Consider the following 14,683-nt stretch of genomic DNA (forward strand, 5'->3'; position numbering starts at 1 on the left):
CAGGGCCGGCCGCATTCACCGTCCGAACCGCGCCACCAGGTGCCAGACCCGCTTCAGATCCTGCTCGTGCGCGCGCCCGGTGGCCGCGGCACGTCCGATCACCGCCGCATCCAACCGTCCGCCCTCGGCGATCTGTTCACCGACGGCGACGATCCCAGCGCCACGGAAGTCCGGATGTCGCCGCAGCTCGGCGACGGTCAGGACGCGACCCTCGTGCCACGCCACCGGCACACCGAGGGCGTGCGCCTGATCCTGCACCAGGGTCCCGGCGTAACAGGGATCCAGGACGAGTGCCTCGACGTCGGTTGCCAGGTGGATCGGCCCGTGCACGTGGGCCTCGATGTAGTCGTCCAACGCACCACCCAGGGCCGCCTCCTGCGCCTCGGTGCGTGGCGTTGCGGCGAACTCCTCGGCCAGGGGAATCAGGTCACAGGACTGGGCGGTGGCGAAGTCCTGCGGGTTCAGCACCGAATCCGGGAAGCAGAACGTGGTGCGCGCCAGAGTGTGCCGGGCCAGGCGCAGGTGGGCCGACCCGAACCGGGGGGCCGCCCCGATGGAGCGCCGGCGGTGGTTCAACGCGCCGTACTTGGGTCGCTGGGCCGGTGGTGCGTCGTCATAGGCGCCATCGAAGATCCGCTGCTCCCAGCGCCACCGGTCGCCGCCGGGGTGGGCGCTCAGCCCACCGGCGGAGGTGCCGGTCTCGAACTGGCTGCGGTAGGTACCGTGCTCGGCCATCTGCGCCAGCACCGTCCGCCCATTCGTGAGCCGGTCGGGGTGGAAGTTCAGCGTCACCCGCAGGTCCCCTTCCAGCGCCGGACCGCGGGCTCGCCTGCGCACCGCCGCCACCGCACGGCAGGCCCAATCGGTCATCTCGCCCGCCGTGCCGGCGGCAGCGCCCGGGGTGACATCGCTCATCACCAGCACTATGCCGCCGCCACCCACTGGCCACAACAGCACCCGCACGCGTGATCCCCGCCTCAGTACTTCTCCCGGTGGTGGGGTCGGTGACACACTGAGGCTGCGTCGTCGTCGGGCACTGCCCGGCGCACAGAGAGTGAGGAGCGCTGGGTGAGGATCGCTGTGGTGGGCACCGGGTATGTCGGGCTGTCCCTGGCCGTCATGCTGGCTCAGCATCATCAGGTGGTGGGCCTGGACATCGATGCTGAGAAGGTGGCCCAGATCAACGCCGGCCACTCCCCGATCATCGATGCGCTGCTCCAGGAGTACCTGTCCACCAAGGAGCTGAACCTGCGCGCCACCACCGAGGCCACCGAGGCGCTGGAGGGGGCGCACGTGGTGATCGTGGCCACCCCCACCAACTACGACGAGGTGTCCAACTACTTCGACACCTCCTCGGTGGAGAAGGTGCTGGTGCAGGTCGGCGAGTTGGCCCCGGAGGCCACCGTGGTGATCAAGTCCACCATCCCGGTGGGATTCACTTCACAGATGCGCACCGAGCACCCGGGCCTGAACGTGCTCTTCTCCCCGGAGTTCCTACGCGAGGGCCGGGCGCTGGAGGACAACCTCTACCCCTCCCGGATCGTGGTGGGTGAGCAGTCCGAGCGCGGGCGGGCCTTCGCCGATCTCCTGCTGGAGGGGTCCCTGGCCAAGGATGTGCCGGTGCTGCTGACCGGGTCCACCGAGGCCGAGGCGATCAAACTCTTCGCCAACACCTACCTCGCGCTGCGAGTGGCCTACTTCAACGAGTTGGACACCTACGCCGCGGCCCACGGGCTGAGCACCCGCCAGATCATCGACGGGGTGGGCCTGGACCCGCGGATCGGGGCCCACTACAACAACCCCTCCTTCGGCTACGGCGGGTACTGCCTGCCCAAGGACACCAAACAGCTGCTGGCCAACTACGACGAGGTCCCGCAGAACCTGATCCGAGCGGTCGTCGATGCCAACACCACCCGCAAGGACTTCGTGGCCGCCGACGTGCTGCGCCGCAACCCGCAGGTGGTGGGGGTCTACCGGTTGATCATGAAGGCCGGGTCGGACAACTTCCGCACCTCCTCCATCCAGGGCATCATGAAGCGAATCAAGGCCAAGGGCGTGGAGGTCATCGTCTACGAGCCGAACCTGGATGAACCGGACTTCTACCACTCCGAAGTGGTCAACGACCTGGAGGACTTCAAGGCCCGCGCCGACGTGATCGTGGCCAACCGGCCCACCGATGAACTGCAGGACGTGGCAGCCAAGGTCTACACCCGCGACCTGTTCGGCCGGGACTGAGCACGACCGCGGGCCACCCCGGCGGCCAGACCGCGGGCCACCCCGGCGGCGCGCCCGGGCCTCAGGCGTTCTCGGCCGAGGTCTCGCCGGAGCCGTGGCGCGTGGCGAGGGTCTCCTCGAACCAGGTGCGGGCGTTGCGTTCCATCACGAACGACAGCACCGGCACCACCCCACCGGCGATCAGGGCGACGATCCGACCGAAGCCCCAGCGCATCCGCGACCACAGGTCGAACACCGACACCAGATAGACCACATAGATCCATCCGTGGACGAACGCGATCCAGTTGCCCAGCACCGGAGCGGCGCTTCCATCGGCCTGCACTCCGTTGAGTTGCAGTGCGTACTTGAGGAACATCTCCACCACGAGCAACAACAGGAATCCGCCGGTGATGAAGGCCATCACCCGGTAGCGGGCGAAGGAACCACGGTCCCTGGAATCCACCAGGGCCTCGCTGGTGTCCCGTCCACCATGGCCGTCCGGCGTATCGGACGAACTGCCGGCCGGGCGGTCGCTGCTGCGATCCACGGGCTGGGAGGGCGTGGGCTCAGTCATGCCCCCATTGTGTCACCGCCCCGTGCGTAACCGACCAGGAGGCCCTTCCCCACGCCCCGGCGGCATCCGGATCTCCCCCACCAGGCCACGACGGGCTGATCCCGGGTGCGCGCACCTGGGTGCCTATGGGCCGGACCCACGGTGACCATGGCACGCTAGGGCACGCCCGCCCCTCGACCAGGAGCCACACGTGCCCGCCGAACCCACCCCGTCCCGGCCGTCGCCGCGCACCCGCCGGCTGCTGCTGCCGGTGACCATGGCGGTGGTGGCGATCGTGGTCGCGGTGATGCTGCTGAACCGGGAGAGCCCGGACGACGTGCAGCGCCAGGACCAGGTCCGTGCCTGGACGGCGGACCTGGATGCCTGGGCCGAGGCCACCACAGAACGGCTCGGCCCGGCCGGCACCCCCGTGGCCGGCGAGCACGACCTCGCCGCGCTGTTCGAACCGGACTGGACCCAACCCGTGCGCTACCCGGTGCAACCCAGCACCGCAGGCTGGGCCGAGGTCGATGCCGTCAACGCCGCGTGCACCGCCTATACCTCCTTCATCCAGTCCGGGCAGGAGGCCGTCCAACCCCCGGCGCCACCGACGGGTCTGGACACCGAGCACCCAGACGCCGGCGAGACCGGCCAGCGTTTCGGCGACTACCAGCTGGCGGTGGCGGACTTCCAGCGCAGCACCGGAGCCATCGAGTCGGCGGTGCGGACCTTCTGCGGAACCTACCCGGCGCTGGTGGCCGCGCACGCCGCTGCCGCGGAGGCACAGGCAGACCTGGAAGAGGTGCTCCGGTGCACCGAGGCCGGCTGCGCACACTCCCCCGACACCGCCACTACCCCGGGCGACCTCGTCGAGGGCTCCGAAGCCGCGGCGGCGATCCCGAACGAACAGATCCAAGCCTCGCTGAGCACCCAGTGCTATCTGGCGGAACTGGCACCGGTGTGCGCCGCCGACGCCCTCGAGGCCGCGGACCTGGCCCGGGCCTGGCGCGCCTGGGACGGGGAACTGACCGACGGCGGGCCCGACGACGACGTGGCCGGGACAGGGACCATCATCGAGGCCGCGCGGGCCGACTTCGACGCCCCTGGCGCCGACCTGGACCGCGCCGGTGCCGGCGAGCTCGCACAACAGCATCTGGAGGAGCTCGGCTCGACGCTGTCCGGCGCCGCCACCGAACTCTCCGCGGCCCTGGATCGGGCCCCGGCATGAGCCGGTGATGGCGGCCACCACGCCGGGCCGCACGACAGCGCCGTAGCCAGACCGCGCCCTTCCCGCCACCGGGGCCGGGTGACCGAAAAGACATGGCTCGCCCGGTCCGGGCTGGCCTAACCTTGACCCTCGTGCGAGCCCTCCCTCACCCCGATCCGGGTCGCCCTCCGCTGACCGGTCCCGCCGCCTTCATCTGGTGGCAGGCCAAGCGGCAGTGGCCGGTGCTGCTGGGGGCCATCGGATTCGGGGTCCTCGGTGCCCTGTGCCAGGCTGCGCTGCCCTACATCCTGGGCCGCGCGGTCGATGAGGGTCTGGCCGCGGGCGTGGTCGAGCAGTTGATCTTCTGGTGCATGGTGCTGCTGGGTGTCGGTGCCGTCGCGATCGTGGCCAACGCCGTCGGGCACCGCTTCGATGTGGCCAACTGGCTGCGCGCTTCTCTGAACGCCTCCCAGTTGCTGGGCCACCGCGTGACCAGGTCCGGTGCGGCCATCACCAAGGAGCTGCCCACCGGTGAGGTGGTCGCCACCGTGGCCACCGACGCGCTGCGTTTCGGTGAGCTCTTCGCCGGCATGGCCCGGTTCCTGGGTGGCGTGGTGACCTACATCGTCGTCGCCCTGGTACTGCTGAACAGTTCGCCGGCGCTGGGACTGACCGTGCTGATCGGGCTGCCGGTGGTGGCCGCGATCCTGGCGCTGCTGGTCCGGCCGCTGCAGCGCCGCCAGGCCGCACAGCGAGAGGCCCAGGGCCGGTTGACCACGCTGGGTTCAGACACCGTCTCCGGCCTGCGGATCCTGCGCGGGATCGGCGGGGAGGACGTGTTCGCCCAGCGTTACCGCGACCAGTCCCAGCAGGTGCGCCGGCGCGGGACCGCCGTGGCGCAGACCCAGTCGACCCTGGACGCGTTGCAGGTACTGCTACCCGGGTTGTTCCTGGCGCTGGTGGTGTTCCTCGGCGCGCACCTGACCGTGCGCGGGGAACTGACGCCGGGTCAGCTGGTCACCTTCTACGGCTACGGGGTGTTCCTGACCCAACCACTGCGCGCGGCCACGATGGTGGTGCAGCACGGCACCCGCGCGGTGGTGGCCGCCCGGAAGATGATCAAGGTTCTGCAGGTGGTCCCGGACGTCGCCGACGAGGGCACCACAGCGGCACCGGCACCGGGTGCCACCCTGGTTGACCTGCGCTCGGGTCTGGAGGCCAAGCCAGGTCAGGTCCTGGCCGTGGTGGCTGCAGACCCCGACGCCAGCGCCGATGTGCTGATCCGGATGTCCCGGCTGATCGACACCGACACCACGGTGTGCTGGGACGGCCAGGACATCCGCTCCTACCCACTGGCCGCCGTGCGCGAGCGGATCGTGCTCGGTGAGCCCACACCCGCCCTGTTCACCGGCACGTTGGCCACCGAGGTCGACGCCCGCGGTGGGTCCACGCCGGAGGAACTGCTGGCGGCCCTGGACGTCGCCGACGCCGGTGACGTGCTGGAGTCGCTGCCGCAGGGCCTGCACGGGCGGATCGCCGAGAAGGGCCGGTCCCTCTCGGGTGGGCAGCGTCAGCGCGTGGCCCTGGCCCGGGCGCTGACCACCGATGCCGAGATCCTGCTGCTGATCGAGCCCACCTCAGCGGTTGACGCCCACACCGAGGCCCGGATCGCGGCGAACCTGCGCACCGCGCGAGCCGGACGAACCACGGTGATCGTCTCGGCCAGCCCGCTGCTGCTGGAGCACGTCGATGAGGTGGCCTTCCTGGGCTCCGACGGCGTGGTGCGGGCCCGCGGAGGTCACCACGAACTGCTCGAGGCCGCCGAGGCCGGGTTCGAGCACGCCCGGAGTTACCGGGACGTGGTCAGCCGCAGCATGGGCGAGCCCGGTGAGAGCACGCCCGAGGACGACGAGCTCGCAGACGGCGGACCCGGGCTCGGGGAGACCGGTGACGGCGAGGAGGCCGGGGTTGACCAGACCCTGTCCCGCGACTCCACCGAACCTGCCGGAGCCACCGGGAAAGGAGTGCCGCGATGACATTGCCGGTAGCCGACTCGGCGACGGTTCGCTCGCGCACCGGCGCCCTGCTGCGCCAGCACTCGGCGAAACTGACCGGTGTGGTCAGCCTGCACACCCTGGCGGCGCTGGCCGGCCTGGTGGGGCCGTGGCTGCTGGGCCGGATCATCGACGACGTCACCAGCGGCACCACCGCCGCCGCGCTGAACACCATGGTGGCCATCCTGGTGGCGGCCGTGCTCGCCCAGACGGTCCTGGTGCGCTTTGCCCAGCGCAACGCGATGATCCTGGGTGAGGAGGTCTTCGCCGACCTGCGCGAGGACTTCATCGCCAAGATCACCGCCCTGCCGCTTTCCACGGTGGAGCAGACCGGCACCGGTGACCTGGTGGCTCGTACCACCAACGACATCGACCGGGTGCAGTACACGGTGCGCTTCGGTGTGCCACGGGTGCTGGTGTGCCTGGCCACGATCCTGCTGACCGTGGTGGCCGGGCTGCTCACCAACGCGCTGGTGGCGCTGGCCACCTTCGTGGGGGTACCGGTGCTGGTGCTGGCCACGCGGTGGTACCTGCGCCGGGCCACCCCGGCCTACCTGCGCGAGTCAGCCTCCTATGCCGCCATCAACGGCTCCCTGACCGAGTCGGTCGAGGGCGCCCGGACGGTGGACGCCTTGTCCCTGGGAAAGCGGCGGCGCGAACGGATCGACGCCGACATCTCCGAGGCGTTCAAGGCCGAGAAGTACACCCTGTGGCTGCGTACCGTGCTGTTCCCCGGGATCGACGCTGCGTTCATCCTGCCGATCGTGGCCGTCCTGCTGTGGGGCGGGTACCTGGTCGCAAACGGGCACGCCACCATCGGTGCGGTCACCACGATCGCCCTGTACGCCATGCAGATGATGAACCCGATCGAGGAGTTGATCTTCTGGCTCGATGAGATCCAGGTGGGCGCGGCGTCCATCTCCCGGATCTTCGGATTGGAACTGGTCGAGAAGGACCGCACCGCCTCCGGTGAGCAGCCCGAGGACCAGCAGATCAGGACTGAGGACCTGCGGTACGCCTACCGGGAGGGCCAGGATGTGCTGCACGGCATCGACCTGGACCTGCAGCCGGGCGAGCGGCTGGCGGTGGTGGGCCCCTCCGGGGCGGGCAAATCCACCCTGGGCCGGATGCTGGCCGGGATCCACCCGCCCACCGGCGGCACGGCGGCCGTCGGGGGGGTGCGGTTGGTGGACCTGCCGCTGGAGGACCTGCGCAAGCAGGTGGCCCTGGTGACCCAGGAGCACCACGTGTTCGTGGGCTCACTGGCCCAGAATCTGCGCCTGGCCAAGAACGAGGCCGACGACGACGAACTGCACCGGGCCCTGGCTGCGGTGGACGCACTGGGGTGGGCCCGGCGCCTGCCACGCGGTCTGGACACCGAGGTCGGCTCCGGCGGAGTCGCCCTGAGCCCGGCGCAGGCCCAGCAGGTGGCGCTGGCCCGGTTGGTGCTGATGGACCCGCACACCCTGGTGCTCGATGAGGCCACCTCGCTGCTGGATCCGCGGGCGGCCCGGCATCTGGAGCGTTCCCTCTCGGCGGTGCTGCACGGGCGCACCGTGGTGGCGATCGCACACCGGCTCTACACGGCCCACGACGCCGACCGGGTGGCCGTCGTCGACGCCGGCCTCATCTCCGAGATCGGCCCGCACCACGACCTGGTCGAGGCCGGCGGGGACTATGCCGCCCTGTGGGAGTCCTGGAACCAGGAGTAGCCCACCGACGGTCGGGGACGCGCTCTGGCAGGCTGTGCTCATCACCAACCGCCTACGCAAGGAGACACCGATGAGCGCCCCCCGCCTGGATGGCCTACCCGACCTCACCTGGACCAACGGCCCTGGTCAGTGGGATCTCACCGACGGTGTTCTCACCCTGACCTCGGCGGCCCGGGTGGACTGGATCAACTACGCCTCCGCGGGAGACCAGCCCTCCCGGCAGACCGCCACCAGCCTGGGGTTCGTCCCGGAGGGGGACTTCCAGTTCTCCGCCCGGGTGCAGGTGCCCGGTCCCCGGACCACCTTCGATGCCGGTGTGCTGACCCTGTGGGCCGACGCCGAGCACTGGGCGAAACTGTGCTTCGAGTACTCGCCGCAGGGTGAGGCGATGGTGGTCAGCGTGGTCACGAACGGCTACTCCGACGACGCGAACTCCTGGGTGGTCGACGGCGACACGGTCCATCTGCGCATCGCCCGGATCGGTCCGGCGTACGCCATGCACGCCTCCAGCGATGGAGACAGGTGGGACTTCGTGCGCGTGTTCCGGTTGGCCACCACCGACGCGGTGGCGGTGGGGATGCTCGCCCAGGCACCGACCGGTGACTCCGGCACCGCACGTTTCAGTGACATCACGTTCACCGAGACCACGCTCGCCGCACTCCGCGACGGCTCCTGACCGCGCCGCCGTTCTACTCAGGGGGCGGGCACACGCGCGCGCACGACGTCGTCGTCGGCATGTTGTGTGCTGGCAGCACCGGTGGGTCCGGCTCGGCGCGCCTCCTCCTCCTCGTCGTCACCGCCGGGCCCACCACCGGGCGCACCGGCCGGCGCGGAGGCGCGGCTCTTCGCGGCCTGCTCGCGGTCGTACCGGACCTCATCGCGCACCATGCGCCACCACAGGAACAGTGCGAACCCGCCGAAGATCCACCACTCGGCGGCGTAGGCCAGGTTCTGGATGTTCAGTCCGGCGTCGGCGATCTCGGGTGGGCCGACCTGCGCCATCGGTGGCCCGACCTCGGGTTCGGCGGAGATCAGGCGCAGGTGCGCCGAGTAGATCGGACCGCCCCACACGTTCACCAACTGGGCTGAGCTCACCGCGTCCACCAGGTGTGGCTCAGGCAGCCGGGCCCCGGCCCCCTCCGAGGGGGCCAGGTACGCCAGCACCCGCACCGGCTCGCTCGGCACCTCGGTGAGCAGGTCCGGATCGGCCTCGGGAACCCAGCCGCGCACCACCGGAACCACGGCTCCGGCGTGCTCGCCCTCTCCGAGCACCAACGCGGTCAGCACCCAGTACCCCACCTGACCCTCGTGGGAGCGACCGACCACGAGGAACTGATCCTCCTGCTCATACACTCCCTCGGCGATCACGCGCAGACCCACCATCTCCTGGACGAGTTGGGTCTGCGGACCCACCACCTCGCCCAACGGCTGCGGGGGCGCGCTCTCACGTTCGGCCTGCTCCATCGCCGCAACCTGGTCCCCGCGGACCTGGGCACGCTCCAACTGCCACATCCCCAACCGCACGCACACCATCGCACCGATCAGCAGGATCACCAGGATTCCGAGCAGGCGAGGCTTGGTCGCTGCTCGCAACCACTGCCGCCACACCCCTTGATCCACCCACCCAGCCTACGCCGCGTCGCGGCCGGAATCACCACGCCGAGGGCGCCCCGCCGGCACACCCCCAAGCCGCAACCGGGCACTCTCGGGCATCCGCGCACCCGCTGGCCGCGGCGCCCTGCACAACGTCAGCCAGCCCACACCCGCTCCCGCCGCGGGAGCATCCGGTGGCCGATAGCCTGCGGGGTAGGCAGCCGCACTGAACTCCACCCGAGGAGCAGATCCCATGGTCTCCAGCGTCTACGTCACCTCGCCCGAAGGGCACACCGGGAAGTCATCGGTGGCCCTGGGACTGGTGGATCTGTTCGTGCGGCGGGTCACCCGGGTGGGCGTCTTCCGCCCCGTGGCCCGCAGCGGCACCGAACCGGACTCGGTGCTCCAACTGCTGCTCAGCCACGACGGCGTGGACCTGTCCTACGACGAGTGCGTGGGGGTGACGTATGAGGACGTGCACGCCGATCCCGACGCGGCGCTGAACACGATCATCCGCAAGTACCGGCTGGTGGAACGACAGTGCGAGATGGTGGTGATCGTCGGCTCGGACTACACCGACGTGGCCGGCCCGACCGAACTGGCTTTCAACGCCCGCGTCGCAACCAACCTGGGTTCCGCCGTCGTGCTTGTCACCTCCGCAGTCGACCGGCCTGCTGAGGCGGTGCGCTCGATGGTGGACGTGGCCACCGCCGAACTGCACTCCGCGCACGCCAAGGTGGTCGCGGTGGTCGCCAACCGCGCCAACCCCGATGAGTTGCCCAAGGTACGTGAGGCGCTGGCCGATCTGCCGCTGCCGGCCTGGGTGATGCCCGATATTCCGCTGCTGTCGGCGCCACTGGTGCGGGACCTGATGCAGGCCGTCGACGGCACCCTGATCGCCGGTGAGGAGGCGCTCCTGGAGCGGGAGGCAGAAGGGGTGATCGTGGGCGGGATGACCATGGAGCACATTCTCGACCGGCTCACCGAGGGGGCGATCGTGATCGTGCCCGGCGACCGCTCCGACGTGATCCTGGCGGTGCTGTCGGCGAACCGTGCCGAGTCCTTCCCCACCCTGTCCGGGCTGATCCTGAACGGCGGCTTCCGCCCGCCCGAGCCGGTCCGGCGGTTGCTGGACGGGCTGTCGCTGCAACTTCCGGTCATCACCACCGACCTGGGCACGTACGAGACCGCCAGCGAGGTCGCCAGGACCCGGGGACTGCTCTCCGCGGGCACCCAGCGCAAACTCGACCTCGCCCGAGCCACCTTCGCCACCCATGTCGACGGCGAGCAACTCCTGGATGCGGTCGACATCCCCAGGACCGACGTCGTGACGCCGTTGATGTTCGAGTACGACCTGCTCGAACGCGCCCACCAGGCCGGCAAGCACGTGGTGCTGCCGGAGGGCGCCGACGATCGCATCCTGCGCGCAGCATCCTCCCTGCTCGCCCGCGACGTGGCCGCCTTGACGCTGCTGGGTGAGGAGTCCGAGGTACGCGGTCGGGCCCGCCGTCTCGGCCTGGACCTGGACGCCGCGCAGGTGCTCTCCCCCACCGATCCCGACCTGACCGAGCGCTTCGCCGCCGAGTACACCGCGCTTCGCGCCCACCGGGGCATGACCATGGACCGGGCCCGGGAGATCGTCACCGACGTGTCCTACTTCGGCACCATGATGGTGCACCTGGGTCTGGCTGACGGGATGGTCTCCGGCGCACAGCACACCACCGCACACACCATCCGCCCGGCCTTCCAGATCATCAAGACCGTCCCGGGCGTCTCGATCGTCTCCTCGGTCTTCTTCATGGCCCTGGCCGACCGGGTGCTGGTGTACGGCGACTGCGCGGTCAACCCCGACCCGACCGCCGAGCAACTGGCCGACATCGCCATCTCCTCAGCCCGCACGGCCGCCCAGTTCGGGGTGGACCCAAGGATCGCGATGCTGTCCTACTCCACCGGGGAATCCGGGGCCGGGGCCGAGGTGGACAAGGTTCGCACCGCCACCGAACTGGTGCGCGAGCGCCGCCCGGACCTCGTGGTCGAGGGGCCGATCCAGTACGACGCGGCCGTGGACGTGTCGGTGGCCAAGGCGAAACTGCCCGGTAGCGCCGTGGCCGGCCGCGCCACGGTGTTCATCTTCCCGGACCTGAACACCGGCAACAACACCTACAAGGCGGTCCAGCGCAGCGCCGGTGCGGTGGCGGTGGGACCGGTACTGCAGGGCCTCAACAAACCGGTCAACGACCTCTCCCGCGGGGCGCTGGTGCAGGACATCGTCACCACGGTGGCGATCACCGCCGTGCAGGCCGAGGCCGCTGCTCAAGCCGGGCACGACCAGGCGGTGCAGACCGAAGGGATCGGGTGATGGTGAACGACGACGGTCGCGACGGCGGCGCGAACCCGGGTGCGGACGCCCGCGACGGCGGCGCTCCCCCTGGCCGCGCAACCACCAGCGACGACGGCGCAACCGCTGCTGGCAGCGCGCGCGGGTCCAGCGGGGTGGTCCTGGTGATCAACTCCGGTTCCTCCTCACTGAAGTACCAGGTGGTGGACACCGGCGCCGAGCAAGCCCTGGCTACCGGCCTGATCGAACGCATCGGCCAACCGCTGGGCATCTGCACCCACTCCAACGGTGGCCGGGCCCAGCGCACCGAACAGCCCGTGCCGGACCACGAGGCGGCCATGGCCCTGATGCGGTCCGCCTTCGACCAGCACGGTCCGGACCTGGACGATTCGGACCTGGCCGCGGTGGGTCACCGGGTGGTCCAGGGCGGGGCCAGGTTCGGGGGGCCGGTGCTCATCGACGACGAGGCCATTGAGATCATCGAGAGCCTCGTGGACCTGGCGCCACTGCACAATCCCGCGAACCTGCAGGGCATCCGCGCCGCCCGGGAGTACTTCCCGCAGATGAAACACGTGGCGGTCTTCGACACCGCTTTCCATCTGACCATGCCCGACTACGCCGCCACCTATGCCATCGACCAGGCGGTGGCGGCCGAGCACCGCATCCACCGATACGGCGCGCACGGCACCTCCCACCAGTACGTCTCCCGGGAGGCCGCCCGGTTCCTGGGCATGGGGCCCGAGGAGGCGAACCTGATCGTGCTGCACCTGGGCAACGGGGCCTCGGCCACCGCGGTGCGTCAGGGCCGCTCGGTGGACACCTCGATGGGCCTGACGCCGCTGGAGGGCCTGGTCATGGGCACCCGCTCGGGTGATATCGACCCGGCGGTGGTGTTCCACCTGGCCCGCACCGCGGGGATGGGCATCAACGAGATCGACGAACTGCTGAACCGCCGCTCCGGCATGCTCGGCCTGAGCGGGCATGCCGACATGCGCGACGTGGACGCGGCGATCACCGCCGGGGACGCCGATGCGCGCCTGGCCCGGCAGATCTACACCTACCGCATCCGCAAGTATGTGGGGGCCTACACCGCGGCACTGGGGCACGTGCACGCCATCGTCTTCACCGCCGGGATCGGGGAGAACGACACGGCGGTGCGCGCTGAGTCCCTGGCCGGGCTGGAACGCATGGGGATCGAGGTGGACCCCCAGCGCAACACCGCACCGGTGCGGGGCACCCGCGTGATCTCCACCGACGACTCCGCGGTGGCGGTGCTGGTCGTACCCACGAACGAGGAACTGGAGATCGCCGGCCAGGCGCTTTCGGTGGTCAGCGATTGAGGCCGTTTCTGCGCTGCGGTGCCGGGGCACCGATCTGCCCTCCCGCGACCGGGGCACCGCTCGGTACGCGTGCCGCGACGGCCCGGGCTGTGGTCGCGATGAGGATGTCGGGCCTCGAGTTCGCTGCGCCGGCGTGCCCGCCGAACTACCATGGGGGTGATTCCAGGGAGGTGGCCAGGTGACCGAGGACAGGGCAGACGTGGTGCTTCGTGAGGTGACCGACTCGGATCTTCCGGTGTTCTTCGGGCACCTGCGCGATCCGCAGGCCGCCGCGATGGCCGCGATCGCCGATGATCACCCCAACGATCAGCACGCCTTCGAGACCAGATGGGCAAAGTTGCTCCGCGATCCCGAGGTGCATGCGCGCACCATCACCTACGCCGCGAGTGACGAGGTACTCGGCCACATCGTGGGCCTGCCTGTGGACGGGGAGTTCCGGGTCTCCTACTGGGTGGACCGGGCCCACTGGGGGCAGGGGGTGGCCACCGCAGCGTTGCGCGCGTTCCTGGACGAAGTGCCGATCCGGCCGATGGTGGCTCGCGCCCCGCGGCACAATGACGCCGCCGTGGTGGTCCTCAAGCGCAACGGCTTCCAGATGGTGGGCGAGGAGTCCGGGTACGTGCTCGAACGCGGCACCGTCATCGATGAACTGATTCTGCGCCACGCCTGAGACCGGGCCTGGCGGCGCGACGCGTCCGGCCGTTTTGACGAGCCATCCCAGCAAGCGAGAGGAAAACAATGCCCACGATCGGTGTGCAGGCCATGATGCTGCGCGACCACGCCAAGGAGCACGGCGTAGGTGAGTCCCTGCGCCGGGTGGCCGAACTCGGTTACCGCGCGGTGGAGATGTCCCAGATCCCGATGACGCCGACGAACGTGGAGGCGATGGAGCGAGCCCAGCAGGACCTGGGTATCGACATCGCCTCGTTGTCCGCCTCCTACCTGCCTCAGCGTGGTTCGGACAGTCTCAGCGAGGATCTGGACAAGATCAGCGCCGACTGCGAGCGCCTGGGCGTGCGGTACCTCCGCATCGGGATGGCACCGCTGCAGTACCTGACCAGCATCAGCGATGTGGCCGACTTCTGCGCCGGTGTGGACAAGGTCGCGATGGAACTGGCCCAACGGGGGGTGCGGTTGTACTACCACAACCACCACGTGGAGTACGGACGCCTGGAGGGGCGCACGCTGCTGGACATCATCTACGATTCCGCGCCGAACCTGGGCCTGGAGGTGGACGTGCACTGGGTGCAACGCGGCGGGGACGACCCGGTGCGGGCGCTGCACCGCTACGGCGAGCGGACCGAGTTGGTGCACCTGAAGGACTACCGGATCGCCATCATGCCGCCCGAGGCGATCGAGGCCCGCGAGGCCGGGGACTTCGCCGCCTTCGGTGAGGCCTGGCGGGACCTGGTCCAGTTCGCCGAGGTGGGGGAGGGCACCCTGGACTTCCCCTCGATCATCACCGCCTCGGCCGAGATCGGCGCGGAGTACCTTTTCGTGGAGCAGGACCAGTTCTACGGCCGGGACGTGTTCGAGTGCCTGCGCATCTCTCGCGACAACCTCATCGCCATGGGCTTCGGGGAGATGTTCTGAAACTGGAGTGCTGATGGACCGGTCCGGTGACTTCGACGCCACCACGGTCTACCTGAACACTGCCTCGATGGGGCTGCCT

The 14,683-nt window shown here is 70.0% G+C and carries 12 protein-coding genes; 9 read left to right on the forward strand and 3 right to left on the reverse strand.

Going from position 1 to position 14,683, the window contains the following annotated elements:
- Positions 1 to 15: 15 nt before the first annotated feature.
- Positions 16 to 915, reverse strand: a complete 900-nt coding sequence (locus ACO0LV_RS16170) for a DUF3626 domain-containing protein (protein WP_424788949.1) — start codon at positions 913 to 915, stop codon at positions 16 to 18.
- A gap of 153 nt (positions 916 to 1,068) precedes the next feature.
- Between ACO0LV_RS16170 and ACO0LV_RS16175 the strand changes: the two genes are divergently transcribed.
- Positions 1,069 to 2,235 (forward strand): nucleotide sugar dehydrogenase, encoded by a 1,167-nt coding sequence (locus ACO0LV_RS16175; RefSeq protein WP_424788950.1) that lies wholly within the window; start codon positions 1,069 to 1,071, stop codon positions 2,233 to 2,235.
- A 61-nt stretch (positions 2,236 to 2,296) separates the two neighbouring features.
- Here the strand turns inward: ACO0LV_RS16175 and ACO0LV_RS16180 are convergent, their stop codons facing one another.
- Positions 2,297 to 2,788, reverse strand: a complete 492-nt coding sequence (locus ACO0LV_RS16180) for a DUF3817 domain-containing protein (RefSeq protein WP_424788951.1) — start codon at positions 2,786 to 2,788, stop codon at positions 2,297 to 2,299.
- Between the two features lie 190 nt (positions 2,789 to 2,978).
- Here ACO0LV_RS16180 and ACO0LV_RS16185 point away from each other — a divergent pair, with 190 nt between their 5' ends.
- From ACO0LV_RS16185 to ACO0LV_RS16200, 4 genes are all read left to right on the forward strand, one after another.
- Positions 2,979 to 3,995, forward strand: coding sequence for a hypothetical protein (locus ACO0LV_RS16185; protein ID WP_424788952.1), 1,017 nt, complete (start codon positions 2,979 to 2,981; stop codon positions 3,993 to 3,995).
- A gap of 131 nt (positions 3,996 to 4,126) precedes the next feature.
- The gene (locus ACO0LV_RS16190) at positions 4,127 to 6,010 is read left to right on the forward strand and encodes an ABC transporter ATP-binding protein (RefSeq protein WP_424788953.1); all 1,884 of its coding nucleotides are present in this window, start codon (positions 4,127 to 4,129) and stop codon (positions 6,008 to 6,010) included.
- Positions 6,007 to 7,740 (forward strand): ABC transporter ATP-binding protein, encoded by a 1,734-nt coding sequence (locus tag ACO0LV_RS16195; protein ID WP_424788954.1) that lies wholly within the window; start codon positions 6,007 to 6,009, stop codon positions 7,738 to 7,740. Before ACO0LV_RS16190 ends, ACO0LV_RS16195 begins: the two co-directional genes overlap by 4 nt.
- A gap of 70 nt (positions 7,741 to 7,810) precedes the next feature.
- Complete coding sequence (locus ACO0LV_RS16200) at positions 7,811 to 8,416, forward strand: DUF1349 domain-containing protein (protein WP_424788955.1); 606 nt, start codon at positions 7,811 to 7,813, stop codon at positions 8,414 to 8,416.
- A gap of 17 nt (positions 8,417 to 8,433) precedes the next feature.
- Here the strand turns inward: ACO0LV_RS16200 and ACO0LV_RS16205 are convergent, their stop codons facing one another.
- Positions 8,434 to 9,360, reverse strand: a complete 927-nt coding sequence (locus ACO0LV_RS16205) for an SURF1 family protein (RefSeq protein ID WP_424788956.1) — start codon at positions 9,358 to 9,360, stop codon at positions 8,434 to 8,436.
- A 226-nt stretch (positions 9,361 to 9,586) separates the two neighbouring features.
- On the opposite strand from ACO0LV_RS16205, the gene pta reads away from it, so the two are divergent.
- From pta to ACO0LV_RS16225, 4 genes are all read left to right on the forward strand, one after another.
- Positions 9,587 to 11,692 carry a phosphate acetyltransferase gene (gene pta, locus ACO0LV_RS16210; RefSeq protein WP_424788957.1) on the forward strand — a complete coding sequence of 702 codons (2,106 nt, stop codon included), beginning with the start codon at positions 9,587 to 9,589 and terminating at the stop codon, positions 11,690 to 11,692.
- On the forward strand, positions 11,692 to 13,011 hold the full coding sequence (locus tag ACO0LV_RS16215) for an acetate kinase (protein WP_424788958.1): 1,320 nt from the start codon (positions 11,692 to 11,694) through the stop codon (positions 13,009 to 13,011). Before pta ends, ACO0LV_RS16215 begins: the two co-directional genes overlap by 1 nt.
- A 178-nt stretch (positions 13,012 to 13,189) precedes the next feature.
- On the forward strand, positions 13,190 to 13,681 hold the full coding sequence (locus ACO0LV_RS16220; RefSeq protein ID WP_424788959.1) for a GNAT family N-acetyltransferase: 492 nt from the start codon (positions 13,190 to 13,192) through the stop codon (positions 13,679 to 13,681).
- A gap of 68 nt (positions 13,682 to 13,749) precedes the next feature.
- Entirely contained in the window at positions 13,750 to 14,604 is an 855-nt protein-coding gene (locus ACO0LV_RS16225; RefSeq protein WP_424788960.1) for a sugar phosphate isomerase/epimerase family protein, read from the forward strand.
- Positions 14,605 to 14,683: the final 79 nt, after the last annotated feature.

This window comes from Pseudactinotalea sp. Z1739, assembly GCF_049725055.1.
In the GTDB taxonomy this organism is placed as follows: domain Bacteria; phylum Actinomycetota; class Actinomycetes; order Actinomycetales; family Beutenbergiaceae; genus CALKWS01.